The organism is Corynebacterium sp. MSK204 (genome assembly GCF_030229885.1).
Classification (GTDB): Bacteria; Actinomycetota; Actinomycetes; order Mycobacteriales; family Mycobacteriaceae; genus Corynebacterium.
The window spans coordinates 34,889-56,478 of record NZ_JASPGQ010000015.1 but is presented as its reverse complement, the minus strand read 5'-3'; the positions used below and the strand labels follow the sequence as shown (position 1 = coordinate 56,478).

The window sequence follows — 21,590 nt, the reverse complement described above, 5'->3', positions numbered from 1 at the left end:
GGTGCTGTTGCAAAGTTGGGGCAGTAGAAAGACCGGCGTGAAATAATCAGAGCCATGGGCATCTTCTCCGGTCGTCATTTCCCCCGTGACATCATCCTGTGGGCAGTGCGGTGGTACTGCCGCTACGGGGTGAGCTACCGCGATCTCGAAGAAATGAGGTGCTGTTGCAAAGTTGGGGCAGTAGGAAGACCGGCGTGGAATAATCAGGTCCATGGGCATCTTCTCCGGTCGGCAGTTCCCTCGTGAAATCATCCTGTGGGCGGTGCGGTGGTACTGCCGCTACGGCGTGAGCTATCGCGACCTCGAAGAGATGATGACCGAGCGGGGAGTGCCGGTCGATCACACCACGATCTACCGCTGGGTCCAGAAATATGCTCCTGAGCTGGATAAGAAGACCCGGTGGTATCGGCAAGTTCCTGACTGGCAGGCCAGGTCCTGGCGGGTGGATGAGACCTATATCCGGGTCGGGGGAAAGTGGTGCTACCTCTATCGGGCAATCACCGCAGGTGGCCAGACCCTGGACTTCTACCTCTCACCAAAACGCAACGTCGCGGCAGCGAAGCGTTTCCTGGCGAAGACGCTGCGGTCGAATAAATCGGCAGGCTATCCGCGGGTGATCAGCACCGACAAGGCCCCCTCACTCGCCAGGGCAATCTCTGAGCTGAAGGCGGAAGGCGTCTGTCCATCGACGGTCGAGCATCGTCGGGTGAAATACCTCAACAACGTCATTGAAGGCGATCATGGCCGGTTAAAGCGGATCCTGGGGCCGAAAGGAGCATTCAAAAACCAAACGTCTGCCTACCGGACGTTGAAAGGGATGGAAGCGATGCACTCATTGCGGAAGGGGCAGGGCACGATGTTTGCCTATGGTCACCCGAATCCGGATGCAGTGATTGTTAGCCGGGTATTCGAGACGGCCTGACAACACAGGCACATAGCGTTGATCACACAATAAAAACGGAGCTTTCTTGGCTCCCGCCCCAAGTTGCAACAGCACCATCCAGATGAACTTACAGACTTAGCCACCAGTCTCAAAGAACGGCTGGAAGCTACGCGCTAAAGGAAACTCCCCTAGTGCTTCTCGTCGTTGGAAGCACTAGGGGAGAAGCCACCTACGGGGGTGCGGGAGTCGTGGCTTTTTATTTTCCTTCCGTCCGACTATGCGCCGGGGGAAGCGCGCTGCGGACACCCAAAACCATACCGCCTTACAGCGCGCCCGCAACCGGAGCGAAAAATAGGACAAACAATTACCCTTTAAATGGATATAATTAGACCCATGTTGATTTCAGGTACCGCTTTCTTGCGGTTGCGCACCAACCGCTAAGGCGGTTTCCTACCCCGTAGGTTAAAAACCGCTCCGGTCCTTTAGCCGGGCGGCTATTTGTCATGCCCGGCTCCCTTTCAAATCCAAGGAGCACACCTGATGTCTGCATACGGACACGGCCGTCACGAGCATGGCCAAAATTTTCTCACCAACCACAAGATCATCAACTCCATCATCGACCTTGTGAAACAAACCTCCGGCCCCATCATTGAGATCGGACCAGGAAGCGGTGCCCTCACTCACCCGATGGCCCACTTGGGGAGGGCGATAACGGCAGTTGAAGTGGACGCAAAACTAGCTGCCAAAATCACACAAGAAACCTCCTCGGCGGCGGTCGAAGTGGTCCATGATGATTTCCTTAACTTCCGGTTACCCGCCACTCCCTGCGTCATTGTGGGAAACATTCCCTTTCACCTCACCACTGCCATTCTTCGAAAGTTGCTGCATGCGCCAGCATGGACTGACGCTGTACTCCTCATGCAGTGGGAAGTCGCTCGCCGCCGGGCCGGGGTAGGCGCAAGCACGATGATGACGGCTCAGTGGTCCCCATGGTTCACATTTCACCTGGGTTCTCGGGTACCAAGGACTGCTTTCCGGCCACAGCCAAACGTTGACGGGGGGATCTTAGTGATCCGCCGGGTGGGTGACCCGAAGATTCCGATAGAGCAGCGCAAAGCCTTTCAGGCGATGGTGCACACCGTTTTCACTGCCCGGGGACGCGGGATAGGGGAAATTCTCCGAAGGGCAGGGTTGTTTTCATCACGTTCAGAAACACAATCATGGTTGCGCTCGCGAGGAATCGACCCCGCGACCCTACCTCCCAGATTGCACACCAACGACTGGATCGATCTCTTCCAGGTGACTGGTTCCTCTCTACCTCACCATCGACCCATTTCACCATCGGGAAGTAGTCAACGACCTCCTCAACGGAAAAACCGAAGCCGGCGGCGTTAATCCCCACCAAAACCGAAATCCACCAGTAGTACTAAAAGGGCTCTTCCGGTTTTAGAGTGCATTGATTAGTTCGCCGGGGGTTCGGGCGTGGCACAAGATATTGGGGTCCTTGGCTTTGTAGGAAAAAGGTATCTAATCCATCCGTACAAAACTAAGGACCTACTGTGCAGCCTAACGGAAATGTCATCGTCGATACCATCTGCCGCACCGCAAAACTAGGAACTACTATCACCGGTGCCACAGAAAACGGTGACGTCACTGTTATTGAAGCCGAACCCGTCGAGCCGATCAATGAATGCCCTACCTGCGGGCAGCCTGGAGTATTCCGCGACCACGTCATCCGCAGCCTGGTCGATCTGCCCATCGTCGGCCACCCAACAACTTCATGTGCGCCTTCCACGCTACCGGTGCACCAACAAGCGTTGCTTGCAGAAGATCTTCCGTGCTGGCCTTGCCTGCGCGCCCGACAATTCAAAGACCACGGACCAGGTGACCCACTGGATCCTGCAACGACTCTGCCTAAATCGGATGAGCGTTGCCGCTGCACCCAAGTCATTAGGCCTGGGGTGGGATATGAAGTGTCCCAGGTTTTGTTCCGTTTGATGAAACCCGTTTTTGAAACAACGTACGGAGCACAACGCACGCCGATGCCAAAGCTTCCGCAACATCGACTACCTCATCAAACCCACGACAGTGGGATTCACACCCTCAATCCCCACGCGTGCAATCTTGCTTTGGACATAAAAAAGCTCCCAGGCATCCCCGGGAGCTTGTCTCGGGCATCCCCGAGACGTCGGAATAACCGAAAGGAATCAGTTAAACACTCGACACGATTGATCGTAGAAAACGTAGCCGAAAAAAGCAACAAACTCCCACGTGAGACGTAAAATCAAAGCTCCCAATTAAACATATGCCAAGACATATGTTTAAGCATATGGCTTAACATATGGCAGAACATATGCTAATATGAAACCCACAGCTCAAAGGACACTTTGAGAACACAACACTCGACACCTAAAAGGAGCAGCCATGCCCGTAATTTCCTGCCTCAACGCCAAAGGCGGAACCGGAAAAACCACCAGCGCAATCAACCTCGCCGCCGTCGCCGCCTACCGTGGATACACCGTCCACGTCCTCGACGCCGACGCCGAACAAGGCACCGCCTCCGAATGGATCGAATACGCCAACGACGCCTTCGAAGAAAACCCCAACGCCCCCCACGTTGACGTCGAAGTCGAAGCCGTCAACCGAGGAATCCTCGCGCGCAAGGTAAAAAAATACAGCGACGACCTTGTCATCATCGACGGCCCACCCAGCAATCACAGCATGTCTGAACTCATCATCGAAAACTCAGACTTCGTCGTCATTCCCACCACCGGCACCCACACGGATATGGCACAAACCTGGAAAATCATCGACGTCATTCCAGAAGGCAAACACTACGCCGTACTGCCCACCATCTGGGACAAGCGCAAAAGCACTGCCGACCGCGCCCGGAAAGTCCTTGAAGACGAAGGAATCCCAGTCATTTGGCCCGGCGTAGAATCCCGCGCCTACTTCGACCGCCAATTCGGACACTGGCCCCGCAACAGCGCCAAAGAACTACACGGCTATCCCGCAATCTTTGACAAAATCATCGCCCAAATCACCAACTAACCACACCTTAAAAAGGAGCAACCATGAACGACACCCCAGGACTGGCACGCCCGAAAAAGAAGCAAACCGACGCCCAAGGAAAACCCACCCTCACCAAAGACACCGGACTTAATACCACCAAGGTCACAAAGGCCACCAAGAAAGAAAAGCCCCACCGCACCACCGTCAACCTGCCCTACTCCATCTACAAAGAACTACGCAGAAACTGGGCAGAAACCAGCACCCCTATCTACCGCCAACTTCTAGAAGCCTGGGAACTAATCACCGACCACGGCGCGGACTACCAGCCCGCAGACGCGACCTACAACACCGACGAGCTCACCCGCACCACCACCGTCTACATCCCCAAAGACACCCTGAAGGCCATGCAAAAAATCCGCAGCAAGTATGGAGCCTCCATCGCCGACCAGCTCATCTCCTCCTGGGCTCAACAAACCGGCTGGGAAGGATAACCACCCGCGACACCAAGGAGCCACCATGTCCCACGAGACTCCCCACATCGCCGACCGCGCAGACAACGACCCGCGCGAAGACCCCGAAGCGCTACTTATCGCAGCCCTGCTCTGGAACCGCGACACCACCCAAGCGGTAAACCTGACACAAACACTCACCCCCGCCGACTTCTACTCCACCGACTACGCCGCAATCTTTGCCACCATCAGCCAACAACTCAAAAGCGGCAGACCCTACGACCCCGCCAGCGTGCGCACAGCCCTACACGCCGAAGGCGACCAATCCGGCATACTCACCGATAACATCGACGGACTTATCACCATGCTCACCAACCTAGAGCACATACCGCCGAAAATAACCGACTACGCCGAAGCCGTAGCCTCCAACTCGTATCGCCGCCAATACCGCCACATGGTCGAACGCCTTAACCGCCAGGCGCACACCGCACCAGAAAAAGACCTCTACCCACTGCTAGTAAAAGAAGGTAAAAAACAACGCCGCATTAAAGACCGCTACTACCGCAATCACAAAGACACCCCGCAAGAGCGCCACTAAACCACACCCACCCCACGGTGGCCTTCGCTCCAATTTCCTCGCTTCGCTGCGGGAATTTCCACGACCTTCAATCATGGCCTGACCACCCCACCGCGCACCCGAGCGCAACTCCCGTGGAAAACAACCCCCAACACCACCGTGAAAGACCAGCCACACAGCCACACGCCGCAACCAGTGTCCGTTTCGGCAGATACGCTTTCATCTCCGCCTTCGGCAGCTTAACCCGCCTGTGGCTACGGTCAAGAACTTTCGCGGCATAAACCGCTCCCGCGCGCCCCGAATCCGGGGCGCTTTTCGCTATTTATTCCACGCTTTCTTGACCTCCACCACAGGCGGGCGCAGGCACTACGTGCCGGAGATGAAAGCAAGAAAAATGCACGCCCACACCCCAGACCGACACCACCGGCACCAGTAAAACTACAGGTGGCGGCCACAAACCCCGAACATATGCTAAAGCATATGGCCTAACATATGTCTTGCCATATGTTAAAACATATGTTAAACTAGAGGCATACCGTGACGGAAGGCAACACTCGACCAGAAAGGAGCAGACATGCTCACCATCTACACCAAACCCGGATGCCACCCCTGCCGACTGACCATCAAAACCGCCAACAAACTCGGCCTCAACTACCAAGAAAAACCCGCCAAAGAACACACCGGCTACCTCGCCACCCTCGGCCACGCCAGCGCCCCCGTCATCGTCGACGAAGCCGGCAACAGCTTCTCCGGCTTCCGCCCCGACAAACTACGCCAAGCCGCATAACCCACAAAGCAAGGAGCACCCCATGGCCCAGGACACTGCCGAGACCATCAGCGCCACCATCACCGTCACCAACTCCGAAGCCTGCCTCATCTCCGCCATGCTCACCAGCGGCGACAAAGACACCATCGCCACCATCACCGACAAACTCGACCCCGCAGACTTCGCCAACACCCTACTGGCGAGAATCTTTGCCACCCTACAAGAACTCGTCAACGACAGCCGCCCCACCGACGCCTCCACCGTCCTCAACACCCTCCAAGCCAAAGGCAACCGCGACGGACTCGCCGACGACCAACACCACATCATGACAGAACTGGTCACCCTCAAAATCGTCGACCTCCACCTCGCCGACTACGCCCGCCAAGTAGCCAGCACCAGCTACCGCCGCCAATACCTCCACATGACCGAACAACTCCGCCACGCCGCCGAACACGCCCCCGAAGCCGAACTACTCGACATCATGATCAACCACGGCATAGGCCAACGCAAAGCCTGGCAACGCTACCAAGACATCACCACACTCTAAGCCCAGCAGGGTGTGCACACCCCGCCGATACGATCAAAAGCGTCCTCGAAGTTTCAACCGAAAGGAAGCTTGCCGCCATGGCCTCATACACCCTCGCCGCCTTCACTCTCGCCGCCCTCCTGGCCTTGACGATCCTCGCCCTCAGCGACGCTAATGAGCGCGCGGACATCGCCCTCTTCGGCCTGGCCGTCCCGGCTGTGTTCTGGACAGTCCCACCCGTCGTGCTCCGACTGACGGGATACTCCGCATCCGAAACTGTCTTCTTTATCGCCCTAGCAACCGCGGGGTTTTGGGTCCTGCTGGCCGGGTATCAGCTACGCCAAGCGCTCGCATAAGAGCAGCACACAGGCCATAAACCGCACTAACCCGCCTGCCATATGCCTTAACATACGCTAAAGCATATGGCCTAACATATGTCTTGCCATATGTTAAAACATATGTTAAACTAAAGGCACGCCGCACGGAAGAGACATCTTCCACCACACACGCGGCACCACTCGACACCAACCGAAAGGAACGCCAGACATGGCAACCACCCTAGGACTACTGATCCTCATCGCCGCCACCGCACTCATCGTGCCCATTATCAACTACCTCAGCAACGCAGAAATGCGCCTGCGACAGCTACCCGCAGACACCAGCCGCACCATCAAAGAAACCTACCGCCCACTATTCACACTCGCCGCAGCCATAGCCGTCCTACTCCCGCTCCTGGCCAATGTCGCCGTCTTCCCTCAAGGGGTAAAAGCAATCTTCATCCCCTCCGCAATCGCCCTTAGCGGATTGATCGTCACCCTGGCGCTTATGGCCATTGACACCGCCGCCCGCCTAGAACTGCGCACAACCCCGCAAGCCGCCTACACACTGGTGGGATAACCTAGACCAAAAAGGAGAGACCCATGCCGAAGAAAACCTGGACTACCCCAATCCACGCCCTGCGCACCATTGCCGTCGACACCGACGAGGAAAACCCCGCCGTAGAAATCTACGCAGTAGAAGGCGCAACGCTTGACGAGTTGCAAGCCCGCGCCTACAGCCCGGCAGACGTAGAACTAACCATCAAGGCCCTTACCGAAGCCAAAGACTGCGCCCAGGCGCACTACGACGAGCACGCCGATGCTGAAAACTGGCACGAGGGCAACAACATCTAGACCCTCGCACGCCAAGCCCCAGCCGCCCTGTGAACTGGCCCCCAAAAGTTGGACTGGTTTAATTCTAGGCGGTGAGGGGTTCAAGGGCCTGATTCCGATAGTGCATCGGGGTCAGGCCCTTGAGTCGTTGTTGGATGCGTTCGGTGTTGTACCACTGGATGTAGTCTTCGATGGCTTGGTTAAAGTCCTCGACGGTGTCGAAGACTTCTCCGTGGTACATCTCGGTTTTCAAGTGGCCAAAGAAGTTCTCCATTACTGCGTTGTCGTAGCAGTTGGCTTTTCGCGACATTGACTGGACACCGCCGTTGTCACTGATCAGGTTACGCCAGGAGGAATGCTGGTACTGGAAGCCTTGATCGGTGTGCATCATCCACCCAGGCTTCGGCGCGCAGGCTGCAATCGCCTTAGTCAAGGATTCGGCGGTAAACGCTGCCGTCGGCGATGTAGCCACGGTGTAAGCGACGATTGAGCGGTCGAACAAGTCCATCACCGGTGACAAATACACTTTTCGGCCTGCGACCCTGAACTCGGTGACGTCGCTGACAAAGACGGTGTTTGGCGTGTCTGGGGTGAACTTGCGGTCAAGCTTGTTGTCAGCAATGCGACTTTTAGTTCCTGCGTAGGAAATATACGGTCTGCGTTGGCGGATCTTGGCCCGAAGCCCCATCTGGCGCATGAGTTTGTAAACGAGTTTGTGGTTGACCACCCAGCCCTTGTTGCGCAGGTCCAGCAACACTCGCCGGTAGCCGTAGCGATGTTTGTTAACCTCGAAGCTTTCCCGGATAGCGTCCTGGTTGCGTCCCCTAACGTGGTGTATCTGTAGCCCGCGGTAAGTCTTGTGCCGGTGTGCATGAAGGCGACCATCGCGGGTACCTTTCGAATCAACTCTTACCTATCCTCGAAAGGAAGTACCCTGCGATGGCCGCTGACCCTCATCATATCGATCCGACCGCGTATCTCGAAGAGCTGCTGACTCAAGCGTCCCCAGATTTGATGCGCCAAATGCTCACTGACTTCATCAACCAGATTCTTTCCGCCCAAGCAGACACCGTCTGCGGGGCTGATTACGCCACCGTGTCAGCCGAGCGCACCAACACACGTAATGGCTACCGTCATCGCCAACTTGATACCCGAGTCGGCAGCATTGATGTGGCAATCCCGAAGCTACGCACCGGCGCATTTTTCCCTGACTGGCTGCTAGAGCGCCGCAGCCGCACCGAGCGTGCCTTGACCACAGTCATCGCCACCTGTTACCTGAAAGGAGTCTCCACTCGCAGGATGAACGACCTGGTGGCCACCCTTGGGATCAACAACTTGTCGAAGTCTCAGGTCAGCCAGATGGCCAAAGAACTCGATGACATGGTCGATGACTTCCGCACCCGCCGGCTTGACCAAGGCCCCTACCACTTTGTCTCCTGCGACGCGCTGACAATGAAGGTGCGGGAAGGAGGACGTGTCGTAAAGACCAGCGTGTTGCTGGCCACAGGTGTCAACGCTGACGGCTACCGAGAGCTTTTGGGCATGCAGGTTGCCACCGCGGAATCTACCGCGTCGTGGACCGGGTTCTTTCGGGACCTCATCGCCCGTGGCCTGACCGGGGTATTCCTCGTTACTAGTGATGCCCATCTTGGTATTCAAGCAGCCGTGGGTGACTGCCTGCCGCAGGCTAGTTGGCAGCGGTGTCGAACGCACTTCGCGAAGAACCTCTCGGCCCAGGTTCCCAAAAACCAATGGCCGACTCTGTCAGCGATGTTTCACACAATCTTTCAGCAACCCGATGCCGCTAGTGTGTGGGCCCAAGCTCGTGAGGTTATTGAATTCTGCCAGCAGAAATTCCCTCACGTTGCCACCTACCTCGAGGAGTGTCTCGACGAGCTGTTGGCGTTTACCGCTGCGCCGAGAGCGGTGTGGACCAAAATCTGGTCGAATAACCCCACTGAACGGCTCAATAGGGAGATCCGCCGGCGTACCGATGTCGTAGGAATCTTCCCAAACCGAGACGCTGTTGTGCGCCTTGTTGGGGCGGTGTTGGCCGAACAGCACGATGACTGGATCCAACAGAAGCGTTATATGTCACTGACCAGCCTGGCACAGACCAAAGAGATCATCGCCGCTGGGGTCATCGACGAGGACCGCGACAACAACCAGGAGATCGCCGCGTGAATACCCTCACCCCTTATCCCCGAGATGGCCCCTAAACCACCGCCATGAAACTAACCCCAGATTCGAAAACAGATACACCACTACCCAGGACTTGACCAGCGTCCTTGATCGCAGCGTGCTTATCTGGCTCGCTGAGTCGTTTCTGGTGGTAGAAGAATGTCGCCCGCGGCATACCGGCTGCCTCTAGGAGGTACTCCAAGCGGTGGTGAGACTTGAGGATGACGATCGCTTGGACTTTCAGGCGCGTCCCTGATTCCTCAAGTCCCGCAATTTTTTTAGGTAGGCATTTTCGGCCCGCAACCGTTCGTTTTCGCGACGTAGCTTATCTTCTTCAGAAAGCACTTTCGGCTTAGCTGAACCTTTAGGCCTGCCCTTCGGCTTCGGTTTTAAGGCGTCATCGCCGCCTTTGCGCCATTTCCGCGACCAATATCCAACCACTTGGTCTGATGACAGGCCAAACTCACGGGCAAGACTCATCTTTGACTCGCCAGTGAGATGGCGTTGGACAACTTCCTTTTTGATCTCGAAGGAGTACTGCTGCTTTGAAGGCTTTTCCACAAGACACAGCTTGCCATGGAGCAAGAACCGACGAAACAAAGCGCGAACTGGATAAACACCAACACCGACATGATGCGCTGCAGCCCAGTAACTACAACCCTGCTCGAAAAGGGCCACCAATTCTTCCCGCTGCCCCGCCGACAACGAACTACGTGTATGCATACAACTGCTCCCCACTAGTAGGTAACTGATTTCTCAGTCCAACTAATGGGGAGCAGTTCACCTGCGGTTGGGGCTTTTTGTATAGCAATGACACTAAGCACACGCACCAGTGGGGGAGTAGGGAGGCGCACGATAGACGGTGTCACCAGGTAAATGTACGCACCACCTGTTAAGGCATATGCTAAGACATATGTTCCGCCATATGTCTTGCCATATGTTAAAACATATGTTAAACTAAAGGCACGCCGCACGGAAGAGACATCTTCCACCACACACGCGGCACCACTCGACACCAACCGAAAGGAACGCCAGACATGGCAACCCAAACCACCACCTTCTACACCCCACAACAACAGATCCACATGGACGCCTTCGAATGGTGGAGCAACAAGAACCACGGCTTCGTCGTCGACTACGCCTACATCGACACCACCGCACCGACAAAGCACATCCGCCACGAAGCACGGGCCTACCTCGGCGAGATCACCATCAACGACCACCAAGCCGCCGAAATCTGGAACGAACTGCAAAACTGCCGCGCCACCCACCTAGAGCACTCCATCATCGTGCGCGCCGAAGTCTTCCTCACCGTCCTAGCAACGGTCGTCGAAATATAAGACCCCGCCTGCGGCCCACACCGGGCCGCAGGCCCACCGGGCCCGCCACAGGGCACCCAAGCCCCAAGGGACGCCTCACAGACGACCACAGCGCCGGATACACCGGCACAACACACAAGCGAGACGCATACGAGACGGAAAGAGACTCATGGCAACCTACGCCACTTTGAACGACGCAATCCACTACGAAATCATCACCCCGCTAGGGGAGTGGGCACACCGCTTCAACATCAACGCCATTGCCGAGCGACTCATCTACTGGCCTCACGACATCAACGCCGACGGAAACATCAACCTCAACCGCAGCGGCTTCCGAGTCCGCACCAACGTCGACTTCTGGAAACTAGTCGAAGCCAACGCACTGTAGACATAGCGCCCCGGCACACGCCGGGGCGCACTCATTGAAAGAAAGGGGGACACCCCACCCAATCCCTGACACAAACACCGCACACTAAAACAACGTCTGCTGGTCACTATCGACACCAAAGATTGCCTCACGGTAGCGACGTTCGTCCCACCCATCACGAAGCGCATTCCTAATCCGCCGCGAGCGCTCAACCCGAGAACTCAACGCCGTAACAGCAACCCTGTTTCCAGTATGACGGCCAAGCGCTACCGCATAGCGAAGGTTCTCCCGCTGTGTTGTCTTACGCACATGACCACAACCGACCCGCACGCACAGCGGTTCGTTGCACTCGTGCTCGGCAACCTCGCGCGCGGCGAACGACTCGCCCGCGACAAGAAGCGCAAAACGGTGTGCCGCCACAGTGCGCTGACGATTACCGCGCTGCCACGTAAACCGCCCATACCCATCAGGAGAGGAAATGGAACCCACCCATAGCCAGCACCCGTGCGGTGATTTCACGACATGCTCAAAGAAAGTCTTGACAGTCTTATCGTCAAAAGGAAGCTCCGGATCATGAACACGCGCAGCACGAGACTGCCGAGCCGAAGCCGGCCGCTTCGGCTCCAGGTGAGCAAGCTCTGCAAAAGGAATATCCTCAAAGTCTTTCATGACACCCCACACGTCCAACGCTTATGACACCATAGGCAGCACGCACCACAGAGAGGAAGGACAACCCCATGGACGCACTGCCATTTATCGAATCCACCAACCACGTACCCGGCTGGTGGCAACTTGCCCTTATCGCCATACCTATCTGGATGCTCATCGCCCAGATACGACGCGCAGGACTGGTGGCAGGAATCCTCAGAGCATTAGGCGGAATCATCGCCTGGATCATCATCTGGTACTTCCTTACCTTCCTCGGCGTGATGATTGGCTCCATGGCCGACCACTACGAGCGCGCCACCGACGAGACTAACGACTCGCCATACTCCAACACCTACGAAGACGCGCCCGCCAACCCTGGCGAGTACTACGACCCCAACGAGCACAAGTACTAGCCAGACTCGACGCGAAAGACTGCTCTTTCTCTCTACTGACTACTGACCATCAGAAGCGTGGTCATCCTCGCCGCCAGCGCCCTCAGAGGCGCTGGCGGCTTCTTCGTTGTCCTGGCGCTCATCATCACCAGCGTGCGACTCTTCGTCTCCAGACGAATCCTGCGCACTAGGGGAGGAGTCACTAGCGGCTCCTAGCATGTCGTTGAAGTCCCGCTGGCTGACACCGACGAGCTCGCGCACAAGCTCCTTGGACTCGCCTAGGTCGATAATTTCTTGCGAGGCTTCGCCAATCTTCTCATCGAGTTTCTCGCGCTGGTCGATTAGCGACAGTAGCGAGTTGAGCTTCTTCTTCCTGTCGCGCAGCTTGCGCTGTTCCTCTTCGAGATGCTGACGCAGTTCCTGACGCTTCTTCAAACTTTTACTTGCGGTAACCATAAGCCCACAATGCCAGCGCACATACACCACCGCAACCCTGACACAAACACCCGCTGACGCGAAATGACCAGAGCCCAAACAGAAAGACGAGACTTTCTGGACTATGGCAAGACGCGGCATACGCCCGCGTCGGCGCGCGCAAGCGCGCTTTCAGACACACACTATTGGCACTCTTAGTGTTAATCGGGTTTTGGCTGCTAGACTAGGGTGCATGATGACCCTGCGCGTAGTCAATAGCGGAACAGGTTATGAGTACCTGTTGCGCTCTGTGGCTACCAATGATGGGCCGACAGACGCGCCAAGTTTGTCGAAGTATTACGACGCGAAAGGCACCCCGCCAGGTCGTTGGTTAGGCTCTGGTCTTGCCGGTTTGAACACCGAGAATGTCGTGCAGGGTGGGGAAGTTACCGAGTCTCAAATGGCCGCGTTGTACGGCGAGGGCCTGCATCCGGATGCGGATATGAAGATGTCCGAAGGTCAGAAAATCAAGGACGTACAGCTGGGTCGACCGTTCGCTAATTTCACGAATGATGTGCCGGTTTTGGTGGCACTTCGTGATGCGGAGCGCCGCCATAGGCAGACAACGGGCACGCTGATGGGAAAGCAGGAGCGGGCCGAGTTAGTCCAGGATATTGGCCGAGAATTCTTCATTGAGGAACACGGCGTCGAGCCGCAATCGGGCCGGGAAATCGTCAACTGGGTCAACGGTCTTAAAGACAATGTGCGCCAATCTGTGTCGGGTTTTGATATGACTTTCTCGCCCGCCAAGTCCGTGTCTGTGGCGTGGGCGTTGTCTGATGAAGAGACCGCGCGGCGCATTGAGGCGCTTCATCACCAGGCCGTGCAGGAGGCTATGGCGTGGGCAGAAGACAACGTGTTTTTTACTCGCTCCGGCAAGCAGGGGCGAGAACAAGTTAAGACAAAAGGCGTTATTGCCTCCGAATTTAAGCACTACGATACGCGCGCAGGAGACCCGGATCTGCACTCGCACGTGCTGGTATCTAACAAGGTTCAAGCCGAAGATGGACGGTGGTTATCCCTTGATTCCAAGGCACTGCACAAGCAGGCGCAAGCAATTTCGCACCGCTATGACTCCATCTTGAACACCCTGCTTTCTAACGACATGGGCTACACATTCACCGCCTGTGACCATGGGGTCAACAAGGAACCCACGTGGGAGATCGACGGTGTTTCCGAGTCGTTGATGGAGTCGTTTTCTAAGCGTCGACGTGGCGCACAGCCGGTCTATAAGCGCCTTGTTGAAGAGTTTGTTGCCGAGCGTGGCGCAACCCCTAACTCGGTTGAGGTGGGTCGTTTGTGGCAGCAAGCTATCTTGGAAACCCGTGACGCGAAGCGTGAACCAGAAAGCCTGTCGGAGCTTCGCGCAGGCTGGAAAAATGAAGTATCCGCCCGCGAAAACGGAGCAGAAGAACTCGCTGCAATCAACCAACTTGCCGCAGATTCTGGCCGTGATGAGCGCCAACTGTTTGACGCCGAGACCCACCTATCGGGCCTGATCGACGACGTTGTAGACACGGTAACGAGGCGTCGTTCCTATTTTCGTACCTCGCATGTAGCTACTGCTGCAGGTGGAAAACTCCAAGGCTATCGCTTTAATTCTCTTTCCGAGCGCGACCTTATCCACGCCACTGTGGTCGAGGCTATTGTGCGCGATAAGGCCATTGCGCTCAATGATTTCGATGTTCTGGAACTGCCGGAGGCGCTGAAAAATACGGCAGGTAAAGCTCGCGATACCCGCGCTGATAGTGAGCTTTATACCACCCAGGACATTCTCGATACCGAAGACAAAGCACTGGCTGCGCTTAACGAACCGGTGGCTGCATTCGCACCGTCTGCAGCGATTGATAAAGCGCTCGATGAGCACGAAGCCGAGGCTGGTTTCCGCCTTAATACAGGACAGGAATCCATGGCGCGCTACCTGCTTACCTGCGGCACACTGGCTGCTACCGGCGTAGGCCCGGCAGGTACCGGCAAGACCGCATCTATGCGTCTTGTCGCCAACGTCTGGGCGAACCAGGGCCGCAATGTGATTGGTCTGGCCCCGTCCGCACAGGCGGCAGATGTGTTGTCTAAAGACTTAGGCTTTGACGCTTTTACCATCGACAAACTCACCTACACCTGGCGCGGAAACCACCCAACCAAGCCCGGCCACAGCCTCAAAGACCTTCCAGTATCCATTAACGCAGGCGACATGATCATCGTCGACGAGGCCGGCATGGCCTCGACCCCTAACATCGGCTCACTGTTAGAAATTGCCGAAGAAGCAGGCGCAGTCGTGCGCTTTATCGGTGACCATAAACAGCTCGGCGCGGTCGAAAACGGCGGACTTTTCGGAGCAATGGTCAACGCTTCTGGCCGCAGTGATAATCAACTCTCCGAAGTCGTGCGCTTCGGTGGAGATAGTGAGCAATCTGCTACCAGCTTGCGCTTGCGCGAGGGCGATTCTTCTACTTTCGACTTCTACGCTAAGCGTGGTTGGGTCAATGGTGGCGCACGCAGCGACATGCTGGATAAGGCCGCAGCAGACTACCTGGCTGATATTTCTAGCGGTAAAACCAGTCTGCTTATTGCTGCCACCAACCGCGATGTGGCAGAACTCAACGAGACAATCCGCGCCCACTACATCGCCCAGAGCGTTGTTGACACCACCGTGGAAGCCCAGCTTTCTAGAGGCGAAAAAGCAGGCGTGGGCGATACGATTCTGGCGCGCAAAAACCAGACTTTCTACGACGATGAGACCGCAACGAGTACCCGTATTAACAACGGCACACTGCTGACTGTCACCGGCATTGCCGAGGGCGGCAGTATCACCGCCCGCAACAATACAACCGGCGAAGAGTTGTGCCTGCCAGCAGACTACGTACGAGACAATGTGCAGTTGGGCTATGCTGCTACCGTCCACCGCGCCCAGGGCAGCACCGTGGACTGCACCCGCGCGGTAATCGACCATCACGTCGATAGAGCCGGGCTGTATGTTGCACTGACCCGAGGAAAAATCGCCAACCACATCTATGCGGTCACCGAGCACCAGCTAGATGAACTTGCCGAGGAAGGCCACTACCACTACCAAGGCATAGACCACGCCCCGAGTGTCAGGGACGTCTTTAATAAGGCAATCTCGCGCGATAACAGCCCGAAGGCTGCACGCGAGGTCATAGCCGAGGTCGTCGACGAGCAAACCTCACCCGATCGCATGATGGGCCTGTGGCTTATGGGTAAAGATGAAGCCACCAACGACTTCATCGACGCTTACCTGCCGGACTGGATCGACACCCTACCCGGCGACCTTTCCCGAAAGATTGAGACCAGCGACGACGGTGTAGCACCCATCCGCCACGGCTGGGCAAGGCTTATCGACGCGGGCATTGACCCGCGCACCGTCATGGACGCTGCTACTCGCGATATTGACAACGCCCATGATCCGGCACGGCTTATCCGCTACCGTCTAGACGAACAACTCCGCTTGCGCGATACCGGAAAGCGCAACCAGCTGCCTCCTGTATCTGGTCAGACAGATATAGAACTCGATACGTGGCTTCGCACCCACAACCCTTACGACCGCGCGGAAACTGCTCGCCTTACCAGTAAGGAAGGAAACCTCAACCGGCTTAACCAGTCTGTGCTGGCAGAGCACGCACGCTTTGCTAATTCCAAGGTGGAATCGCTCACTTGGCAAGAAGCAAGTATCACCACCCGCCTCCACGAGGACAAAGACGCAGCCGCAAATGAGGTACAGGCTGACTACCAGCAGATATGCCTTGATGCTGGGCGCATTCGCGCCTATGAGCAGGCCATGGCAGACCACAGTGCCGCCCTTCGTGAAGAAGAAGCTGCCCTGGCAGACATTGAGCACCAACGCCTACTGGCAGAGGACTACACCCGCCCGGTTGCCGAGCGGGCCTACGACCATAACGCTGCAGGCTATGGCACGTACCAACAGCGCATAGACCATGCGCACAAGCGTCTTGAACAGGCGCAACAGCGCCGCAGCTTAGCTCAGCAGGCCATTGAGGATACTGGTGCTAACTTGCCGGAGGCAGGTCTGTGGGACGAAATCTGCTACCGTGCCGACGACACCGAAGAATGGGACAAGCGCCTAAATGCTGCCGCACAACACGACAGCGAGCACGCCCACAAGCTTCAACAGCGACTCGATACTATCCGCCGCGAGAAGATGGACTGGGCTGACCGCGCCGACATCGCCACGCGCTTGCGCGCAGAGGAAATCCCTAACGATGTCGCTGACCATGCAGGCTACATCGCCGATGAAGTCAACCTCCTGGCCGCACAACGCACTTACGAACTACGCCGCCTGGGCGTAGACGAGCCATCACAAGAGACAATCCGCGACATGGTCGCAGAAACCATCGCTGCCGCCTACGAACCAGACAATGACGACACCCACCATGACGAACAAGACACCACCGTCCAGAACACCGTAGAAGAAGCGCAACCAGCGCCCGAGACCACCCCAGAAGCCGATAACACCGATAACTCCCAAGACGAAGACGCCGGTGAACTGCATGAGGGCGCGCAAGCAGGTCTCGACTTCCTCGCCAGCCTCGGCCTGGGCGGCGAACAGCAAAGCGTTACCAGCGACAGCGATACCACCGACGAGCAAGCACCCGCTGATGAGCTTGAAGAAGAACAAGGCCCAGAGCTCTAAATAAACACAAGGCGGTAGAAAGAACCGTCTGGTCTTTCTACCGCCTTGTGCGCGGGTGTATGGCTACATTTCGGCAACCTGCTCATCGGCTTGTTCAGCTACGTCAGTAAGGTCGTTGCCCGGAGATTCCAGTTCCTCGCTGGTTTCTGCCTGAAGCTGGTCAACTAGCTGGTCACTAGGGGAGACGTCACTATCGCCTACGGCGAGAGCATAGGACTCTACAGCTTCGGGGTCTGCGTCTTGGGCCTCTAGATCGTCAATGACTTCTGCCGGAGACAATGCTGTGACCTCCCGGGCGTCGTCGTCTCCTGCTGCAGCGGAGATGTCTTTTCCAAGGCGTTCTACGCTATAGCGCGAGAGTTCTCCATCCCGGACAGAGAATCGGAAATCGTGGCCGTCTTCGTCAGTGAAGGCTATGTTGTCCTCGTAGCTATCGGCGATAGCGGCGGCAGATTCGGCCATACCGCGGCGGTTGAAATCATCAATGACCCATGTGCGGGATTGCTCATTTTCTTCTATGAGCGCGCGGCACCCCTCTACTGCAAGTGCGCCGCCTGCCATACGGGTTATAGCGTTGGGGCCTGGCTGAATTGTGCGCGGAGGAAAGCGACGTACACGTTCTGCGTGTAGCGCGCGGCGTAGGTTTCGGATAGTGCGGGCTGTGGACGCATCGACAGATGTACGAGACATAGTAGGTGTCCTTTCGCTTTTGTTTAGGAGGCGGGTTTAGTTGCGGAAGTAACTGGTAGCGGACGAGACGGAACGTCTTCACGTTTACAATCGGCGAAGACTCCGTCGTCCTTCATGATTTGTCGCATGTGGTAATCGCCATGCAGACGCAGGAAAGTCTCTAGTGCAGTATCGGGTTCTTTTACACGCAGATACTCGTAGCGCTTCCAGAGTCCATCTATGCGGGCAACGACCTCGGGGTGATTCCACCATGTAGGAGACCACGCGACGTTTTTCATCCGGTTGTCGGTAGTCGGGTACATCGTCACTAGGAACTTGTCGACGAACTCGAAGACGCTTTTGTAGTGGAAGTCTTTGGGATCGATTTTCTCTTCTGCCATGGATTCCTCCGGTAGTAGTTACTGTTGTGCAGGAAGCAGCTGGCGGGTCTTTTCATTCCAGTAGGTACGCTCCCAGAACGGCTCTAGATACAGCGCAAACGGCCTTCGCCCGGTAAAAGCCAGCGCTTGGCCATAGGGCAAGGCAGCTAGTTCTGCGGCGTTGAGAATCTTCTTCTCACGCGCTTGTATCGAGGTAGAGCGTCCGCCATCTGCCGATCGAGAAACGGATTTAGTCAGCTCTTCATAGTCGCCAATGAGAAGTTCTAGTTTGTTGAGCATGTCCTGATCACGGACACCGCCGCCGTAGAGCAGTACAGACGCTGCAGACCACAATGCTTCCATGCCCTCCTTGCCCCAGGCTTTTACGCCTTGGGCATAAGACTGCAAGATCGTCATGACGATAATTCCACGTGAGCCGTAGTGGGAGTACAGCTTAGGAAGCTCCGGCCATGGAACCGTGTTTGCGGCCTCGTCGAGCGCGGCAATCATTGGCACTGGAAGACGCAGACCATTTTCTTCACCGTAGCGCTCGGCAGCTTTCATCGTGGCCGCTGCTAGTGCCGTCGTTAGAGCAGCAGCGTTGTCTACGCCTTCCTTGGACAACAGATACAACGTGTCGTGGTCGGCGCGGACAAACTGCTCTGGTTCGAACTTGTCCTTGTCCTCGTCTGGGGTAACCCACTGCCTGATAGCTCGTCGTCCCAGTGGCGCGGCCATTTGCGCTGCTTGGGAAAATAGACCGGATCGGGTGCGCTCAGTAATGCTGTAGGTTCCGTTGAGTGCGTCGGCCATGGATTCCCATTCGTCAAAGCGCTGCAAAATACCTACTGGTGTGCGGTCTTCATCGTCGTTAACCCAGCGGAAGACGTCGGTAATAGGGCGGTTGTCCAATGCTGCGGCGAGGAAAAGCCTGCCGAGGAGGTCGCGACCGCCCTCTGAAAAGAAGGCGTCGCCTGTGCTGTTATCACCGTGAGCTGCAGAGCGGAAAATATCGGCCAGCGCGATAGCTTCGCTGTCCATCTTCATCGGGTCGCGGCGTACCGCGTCGAGAGGGTCGAAGTACCACGGGCGATCGTCTCGCCCTGCAACAAGGCCTTGTGGATCGAAGATCCAGATGTTTCCACGCGCCTCGGTAATCGCGGCAGTGTCATAGACAATATCGGCCTTGTTTGAGGTGGTCAGTACGTTTCCCGGAGCATCGACAATTGCCGGAATAACCTGAGACGTGGTTTTTCCTCGGCGAGGGCCGAAGATAACGAGGTACAGATCTTCCCATGAGGAGTACACCCCGCGTCGAGACTGTAGATCTTTGCCCATGCGCAGGCCGGGATAGTCTTTAGCGGCGTCTTCGCCAATAAACTTCGCTGCCTTCTTCTCTGCGCTTTTGCGCGACAAGGAAGCAATATCGCCCTTGGGGGCTAGGTACTTTGAGGCCTGTCCCGTGGTGCTGGTGGTCTTTTTCGGCTTGGACTTCATCCATAGATAAACCAATCCAGCAATAGCTAGCCACAGCAGCACTGCGGCTACTGTCGCAATGACTGTCCACTCTATTTGACCTTTGATAAGACCGGCTAGTGTTTGAAATGGGTTGAGAGGTGGTTTGTCTTTACCGGCAAGCTTCCAGCTTGCTACCGCACCGATTTGCACGGTGCCAAGTACGGACAATGCTGCTACGAGAATGACAGCAAGGAAGATGGTTTGCCCGTCAGTTCCTGGCCCGCCTGAGTTTCTGGGGTTGGTTTTGCCCATTACTCTTCGTCCTTTCCTGTGCTATTTACCTGCAGGTTTTCGTCACTTTGACGGTTATTCATCATCGAGCTCGACAAGGCTTGCAAGGTCAACGTTTTTCAGCGAACGGAACCCTCCCATACGCGCTACCGAGGACGCGCGCTCATCTGTCGGATCGACCTCAACGGTCACTGCGACTTGCGAGTCTTTGACAACGCCTCGAAGGCGCAGTTCATCTTCATCAAGATCGGGATATTCAGTGTGGATATGCAGATCAATGAGTTCGGCTCCCGTTTCGTCCTGTACGCGACGAGCCAGGTACACCGCCTTCTCTGCGGCTGATTGCTCGGCGCTGCCAATATCGCCCGGCGTATAGATGGGGTCGTTGTCAAAGAAGCTGCCAAACCAGATAGCCTCTCCCGTCTCGTCAACTAGGGCGAAGGCTCCTTTATCGCTCTTGTCGCTTTCTATTGCGCCCGTCCAAATGTCTAGGCGAGGGCCGGTGGAGTCATTCTGTGCGAGTTCTTCGGCGCGCTCGTGCTGGCGCGCTTGCCGCTCTTCCCGCTCAACAGATGACATGGCCTTGTAGTCAATGCCGAGGATTTTTAGCTTGTGTATGAACTTGCCCATGTCACTGCGGTCGTCGACATCGACGCCGGCCTCTGCTCCAACCTCGCGCAGTTGTGAGGTAGTTTCTGCTGCTTTGAGCTTGTCCTTGTATTCCTCCGAGGTCACAAGGTTTTCAATTTCGTCGAATCGGGCGTTGTCACTGGCTTTGCTCATGGTGTTACTCCTTGTTGGATCTGTTTAGGACATGGTCTGCGGCTGAGAAATGGTGATGTTGTCTAGCCTCCACCACCCCAGGTTGTTAAAGTGCGCGAAGACGTCATAGCGCAGTTTCTGTTCGTGCTTGTGACCTTTGACGGTGACTTCTACCGAGTACTGGCGTCGGGCTTCCATATCGGTGTCTTCGGGACGCTCTTCGAGTCCTTCGGTGAGCTCTACCGAGGCCGTAGCCTTGTCGTCGACCCAGCTGGCCCATTGTTTTCCAGGCACTTTGAACATTCCTGACCAGGAATTTCGGTTGTTGTAGGCAAAGTCTTCATCCATCAATGGCTCGGCCTTGCGGGCTGCATCGGCGATGGTGTGATCATCTTTTGGAGACCAGGAGAAGATCTGCTTGACAACATCATGGGCTACCTTGTCCACGTCTTCTTGGTCAGTGTCTTGAAGCGGGCCGCGCACTTCGGGCTGCTCCCACTGGCTTACCGTGGGGTCTTCCATGCCGGTATCCGTTCCGTCCGGCTCATCATTTCCGCACGCCGTGAGCGCTACAGTGCTGGCCAGGGCGAGTGCGATAGCTGTCTTTTTCATTGCT

24 protein-coding genes and 3 pseudogenes are annotated in these 21,590 nt (G+C 56.3%); 17 read left to right on the top strand and 10 right to left on the bottom strand.

Going from position 1 to position 21,590, the window contains the following annotated elements:
- Window positions 1–213: hypothetical protein (locus QP908_RS11890; protein WP_502868901.1), on the bottom strand; the 213-nt coding region annotated here is incomplete at its 3' end.
- Here QP908_RS11890 and QP908_RS09840 point away from each other — a divergent pair.
- From QP908_RS09840 to QP908_RS09790, 12 genes and pseudogenes are all read left to right on the top strand, one after another.
- Window positions 212–922, top strand: coding sequence for an IS6-like element IS1628 family transposase (locus tag QP908_RS09840; RefSeq protein WP_011069225.1), 711 nt, complete (start codon window positions 212–214; stop codon window positions 920–922). The genes QP908_RS11890 and QP908_RS09840 overlap by 2 nt on opposite strands.
- Window positions 923–1,258: 336 nt before the next feature.
- The gene (locus tag QP908_RS11855; protein WP_071569110.1) at window positions 1,259–1,324 is read left to right on the top strand and encodes an erythromycin resistance leader peptide; all 66 of its coding nucleotides are present in this window, start codon (window positions 1,259–1,261) and stop codon (window positions 1,322–1,324) included.
- A 99-nt stretch (window positions 1,325–1,423) separates the two neighbouring features.
- Window positions 1,424–2,278, top strand: a complete 855-nt coding sequence (erm, locus tag QP908_RS09835; protein ID WP_005390949.1) for a 23S ribosomal RNA methyltransferase Erm — start codon at window positions 1,424–1,426, stop codon at window positions 2,276–2,278.
- A 164-nt stretch (window positions 2,279–2,442) separates the two neighbouring features.
- Window positions 2,443–2,860, top strand: a pseudogene (locus tag QP908_RS09830) (transposase family protein); the annotation flags it as partial.
- A gap of 447 nt (window positions 2,861–3,307) precedes the next feature.
- The gene (locus QP908_RS09825; RefSeq protein ID WP_011116990.1) at window positions 3,308–3,934 is read left to right on the top strand and encodes a ParA family protein; all 627 of its coding nucleotides are present in this window, start codon (window positions 3,308–3,310) and stop codon (window positions 3,932–3,934) included.
- Window positions 3,935–3,957: 23 nt separating this feature from the next.
- Entirely contained in the window at window positions 3,958–4,386 is a 429-nt protein-coding gene (locus tag QP908_RS09820) for a hypothetical protein (protein ID WP_011116989.1), read from the top strand.
- Between the two features lie 25 nt (window positions 4,387–4,411).
- Window positions 4,412–4,942: a DnaB-like helicase N-terminal domain-containing protein gene (locus QP908_RS09815; RefSeq protein WP_011116988.1), complete on the top strand. Its 531-nt coding sequence runs from the start codon at window positions 4,412–4,414 to the stop codon at window positions 4,940–4,942.
- Between the two features lie 553 nt (window positions 4,943–5,495).
- Window positions 5,496–5,708: a glutaredoxin family protein gene (locus tag QP908_RS09810; RefSeq protein WP_011116987.1), complete on the top strand. Its 213-nt coding sequence runs from the start codon at window positions 5,496–5,498 to the stop codon at window positions 5,706–5,708.
- Window positions 5,709–5,730: 22 nt separating this feature from the next.
- Window positions 5,731–6,234 (top strand): DnaB-like helicase N-terminal domain-containing protein, encoded by a 504-nt coding sequence (locus QP908_RS09805; RefSeq protein WP_011116986.1) that lies wholly within the window; start codon window positions 5,731–5,733, stop codon window positions 6,232–6,234.
- Between the two features lie 77 nt (window positions 6,235–6,311).
- Window positions 6,312–6,569, top strand: coding sequence for a hypothetical protein (locus tag QP908_RS09800; RefSeq protein WP_011116985.1), 258 nt, complete (start codon window positions 6,312–6,314; stop codon window positions 6,567–6,569).
- Window positions 6,570–6,759: 190 nt separating this feature from the next.
- Window positions 6,760–7,110, top strand: coding sequence for a hypothetical protein (locus QP908_RS09795; RefSeq protein WP_070624365.1), 351 nt, complete (start codon window positions 6,760–6,762; stop codon window positions 7,108–7,110).
- Between the two features lie 23 nt (window positions 7,111–7,133).
- The gene (locus tag QP908_RS09790) at window positions 7,134–7,385 is read left to right on the top strand and encodes a hypothetical protein (protein ID WP_070624364.1); all 252 of its coding nucleotides are present in this window, start codon (window positions 7,134–7,136) and stop codon (window positions 7,383–7,385) included.
- A 64-nt stretch (window positions 7,386–7,449) separates the two neighbouring features.
- Here the strand turns inward: QP908_RS09790 and QP908_RS09785 are convergent.
- A pseudogene (locus QP908_RS09785) lies at window positions 7,450–8,178 on the bottom strand (IS3 family transposase); the annotation flags it as partial.
- A 125-nt stretch (window positions 8,179–8,303) separates the two neighbouring features.
- Between QP908_RS09785 and QP908_RS09780 the strand changes: the two are divergent.
- On the top strand, window positions 8,304–9,548 hold the full coding sequence (locus QP908_RS09780) for an IS256 family transposase (RefSeq protein WP_284767321.1): 1,245 nt from the start codon (window positions 8,304–8,306) through the stop codon (window positions 9,546–9,548).
- A gap of 97 nt (window positions 9,549–9,645) precedes the next feature.
- On the opposite strand, the pseudogene QP908_RS09775 reads toward QP908_RS09780, so the two are convergent.
- Window positions 9,646–10,268, bottom strand: a pseudogene (locus QP908_RS09775) (transposase); the annotation flags it as partial.
- Between the two features lie 314 nt (window positions 10,269–10,582).
- Here QP908_RS09775 and QP908_RS09770 point away from each other — a divergent pair.
- Window positions 10,583–10,885: a hypothetical protein gene (locus QP908_RS09770; protein WP_284772176.1), complete on the top strand. Its 303-nt coding sequence runs from the start codon at window positions 10,583–10,585 to the stop codon at window positions 10,883–10,885.
- A gap of 148 nt (window positions 10,886–11,033) precedes the next feature.
- Window positions 11,034–11,252 (top strand): hypothetical protein, encoded by a 219-nt coding sequence (locus tag QP908_RS09765; protein ID WP_070624122.1) that lies wholly within the window; start codon window positions 11,034–11,036, stop codon window positions 11,250–11,252.
- Between the two features lie 84 nt (window positions 11,253–11,336).
- Here the strand turns inward: QP908_RS09765 and QP908_RS09760 are convergent, their stop codons facing one another.
- Window positions 11,337–11,900: a hypothetical protein gene (locus QP908_RS09760; RefSeq protein ID WP_234288088.1), complete on the bottom strand. Its 564-nt coding sequence runs from the start codon at window positions 11,898–11,900 to the stop codon at window positions 11,337–11,339.
- A 68-nt stretch (window positions 11,901–11,968) separates the two neighbouring features.
- Between QP908_RS09760 and QP908_RS09755 the strand changes: the two genes are divergently transcribed.
- Window positions 11,969–12,292, top strand: coding sequence for a hypothetical protein (locus QP908_RS09755; RefSeq protein WP_070624127.1), 324 nt, complete (start codon window positions 11,969–11,971; stop codon window positions 12,290–12,292).
- Window positions 12,293–12,331: 39 nt separating this feature from the next.
- Here the strand turns inward: QP908_RS09755 and QP908_RS09750 are convergent, their stop codons facing one another.
- Window positions 12,332–12,706: a 3-deoxy-D-manno-octulosonate 8-phosphate phosphatase gene (locus tag QP908_RS09750; RefSeq protein WP_234288087.1), complete on the bottom strand. Its 375-nt coding sequence runs from the start codon at window positions 12,704–12,706 to the stop codon at window positions 12,332–12,334.
- 232 nt (window positions 12,707–12,938) lie between these two features.
- Between QP908_RS09750 and mobF the strand changes: the two genes are divergently transcribed.
- Window positions 12,939–17,414: a MobF family relaxase gene (gene mobF, locus QP908_RS09745; RefSeq protein ID WP_284772175.1), complete on the top strand. Its 4,476-nt coding sequence runs from the start codon at window positions 12,939–12,941 to the stop codon at window positions 17,412–17,414.
- Window positions 17,415–17,477: 63 nt separating this feature from the next.
- On the opposite strand, the gene QP908_RS09740 is transcribed toward mobF, so the two are convergent.
- The 5 genes from QP908_RS09740 to QP908_RS09720 all read right to left on the bottom strand — a co-directional run bounded on the left by QP908_RS09740 (window position 17,478) and on the right by QP908_RS09720 (window position 21,586).
- Complete coding sequence (locus QP908_RS09740; protein WP_070624133.1) at window positions 17,478–17,975, bottom strand: hypothetical protein; 498 nt, start codon at window positions 17,973–17,975, stop codon at window positions 17,478–17,480.
- A 152-nt stretch (window positions 17,976–18,127) separates the two neighbouring features.
- On the bottom strand, window positions 18,128–18,484 hold the full coding sequence (locus tag QP908_RS09735; RefSeq protein WP_070624135.1) for a DUF4913 domain-containing protein: 357 nt from the start codon (window positions 18,482–18,484) through the stop codon (window positions 18,128–18,130).
- 18 nt (window positions 18,485–18,502) lie between these two features.
- Window positions 18,503–20,002 (bottom strand): type IV secretory system conjugative DNA transfer family protein, encoded by a 1,500-nt coding sequence (locus QP908_RS09730; RefSeq protein WP_284772174.1) that lies wholly within the window; start codon window positions 20,000–20,002, stop codon window positions 18,503–18,505.
- 285 nt (window positions 20,003–20,287) lie between these two features.
- Window positions 20,288–20,995 carry a hypothetical protein gene (locus tag QP908_RS09725; RefSeq protein WP_070624139.1) on the bottom strand — a complete coding sequence of 236 codons (708 nt, stop codon included), beginning with the start codon at window positions 20,993–20,995 and terminating at the stop codon, window positions 20,288–20,290.
- 24 nt (window positions 20,996–21,019) lie between these two features.
- Window positions 21,020–21,586: a hypothetical protein gene (locus QP908_RS09720; RefSeq protein ID WP_070624141.1), complete on the bottom strand. Its 567-nt coding sequence runs from the start codon at window positions 21,584–21,586 to the stop codon at window positions 21,020–21,022.
- Window positions 21,587–21,590 lie beyond the last annotated feature (4 nt).

What these genes read in the sequence shown, in the direction of transcription:
- QP908_RS09755 (WP_070624127.1), top strand. Translation starts at nt 11,969, where the DNA reads ATGGACGCACTGCCATTTATCGAATCCACCAACCACGTACCCGGCTGG.
- mobF (WP_284772175.1), top strand. Translation starts at nt 12,939, where the DNA reads ATGATGACCCTGCGCGTAGTCAATAGCGGAACAGGTTATGAGTACCTG.
- QP908_RS09735 (WP_070624135.1), bottom strand. Translation starts at nt 18,484, where the DNA reads ATGGCAGAAGAGAAAATCGATCCCAAAGACTTCCACTACAAAAGCGTC.
- QP908_RS09740 (WP_070624133.1), bottom strand. Translation starts at nt 17,975, where the DNA reads ATGGCAGGCGGCGCACTTGCAGTAGAGGGGTGCCGCGCGCTCATAGAA.
- QP908_RS09825 (WP_011116990.1), top strand. Translation starts at nt 3,308, where the DNA reads ATGCCCGTAATTTCCTGCCTCAACGCCAAAGGCGGAACCGGAAAAACC.
- QP908_RS09795 (WP_070624365.1), top strand. Translation starts at nt 6,760, where the DNA reads ATGGCAACCACCCTAGGACTACTGATCCTCATCGCCGCCACCGCACTC.
- QP908_RS09765 (WP_070624122.1), top strand. Translation starts at nt 11,034, where the DNA reads ATGGCAACCTACGCCACTTTGAACGACGCAATCCACTACGAAATCATC.
- erm (WP_005390949.1), top strand. Translation starts at nt 1,424, where the DNA reads ATGTCTGCATACGGACACGGCCGTCACGAGCATGGCCAAAATTTTCTC.
- QP908_RS09770 (WP_284772176.1), top strand. Translation starts at nt 10,583, where the DNA reads ATGGCAACCCAAACCACCACCTTCTACACCCCACAACAACAGATCCAC.
- QP908_RS09805 (WP_011116986.1), top strand. Translation starts at nt 5,731, where the DNA reads ATGGCCCAGGACACTGCCGAGACCATCAGCGCCACCATCACCGTCACC.
- QP908_RS09725 (WP_070624139.1), bottom strand. Translation starts at nt 20,995, where the DNA reads ATGAGCAAAGCCAGTGACAACGCCCGATTCGACGAAATTGAAAACCTT.
- QP908_RS09720 (WP_070624141.1), bottom strand. Translation starts at nt 21,586, where the DNA reads ATGAAAAAGACAGCTATCGCACTCGCCCTGGCCAGCACTGTAGCGCTC.
- QP908_RS09815 (WP_011116988.1), top strand. Translation starts at nt 4,412, where the DNA reads ATGTCCCACGAGACTCCCCACATCGCCGACCGCGCAGACAACGACCCG.
- QP908_RS09800 (WP_011116985.1), top strand. Translation starts at nt 6,312, where the DNA reads ATGGCCTCATACACCCTCGCCGCCTTCACTCTCGCCGCCCTCCTGGCC.
- QP908_RS09810 (WP_011116987.1), top strand. Translation starts at nt 5,496, where the DNA reads ATGCTCACCATCTACACCAAACCCGGATGCCACCCCTGCCGACTGACC.
- QP908_RS09780 (WP_284767321.1), top strand. Translation starts at nt 8,304, where the DNA reads ATGGCCGCTGACCCTCATCATATCGATCCGACCGCGTATCTCGAAGAG.
- QP908_RS09840 (WP_011069225.1), top strand. Translation starts at nt 212, where the DNA reads ATGGGCATCTTCTCCGGTCGGCAGTTCCCTCGTGAAATCATCCTGTGG.
- QP908_RS09790 (WP_070624364.1), top strand. Translation starts at nt 7,134, where the DNA reads ATGCCGAAGAAAACCTGGACTACCCCAATCCACGCCCTGCGCACCATT.
- QP908_RS09760 (WP_234288088.1), bottom strand. Translation starts at nt 11,900, where the DNA reads ATGAAAGACTTTGAGGATATTCCTTTTGCAGAGCTTGCTCACCTGGAG.
- QP908_RS09820 (WP_011116989.1), top strand. Translation starts at nt 3,958, where the DNA reads ATGAACGACACCCCAGGACTGGCACGCCCGAAAAAGAAGCAAACCGAC.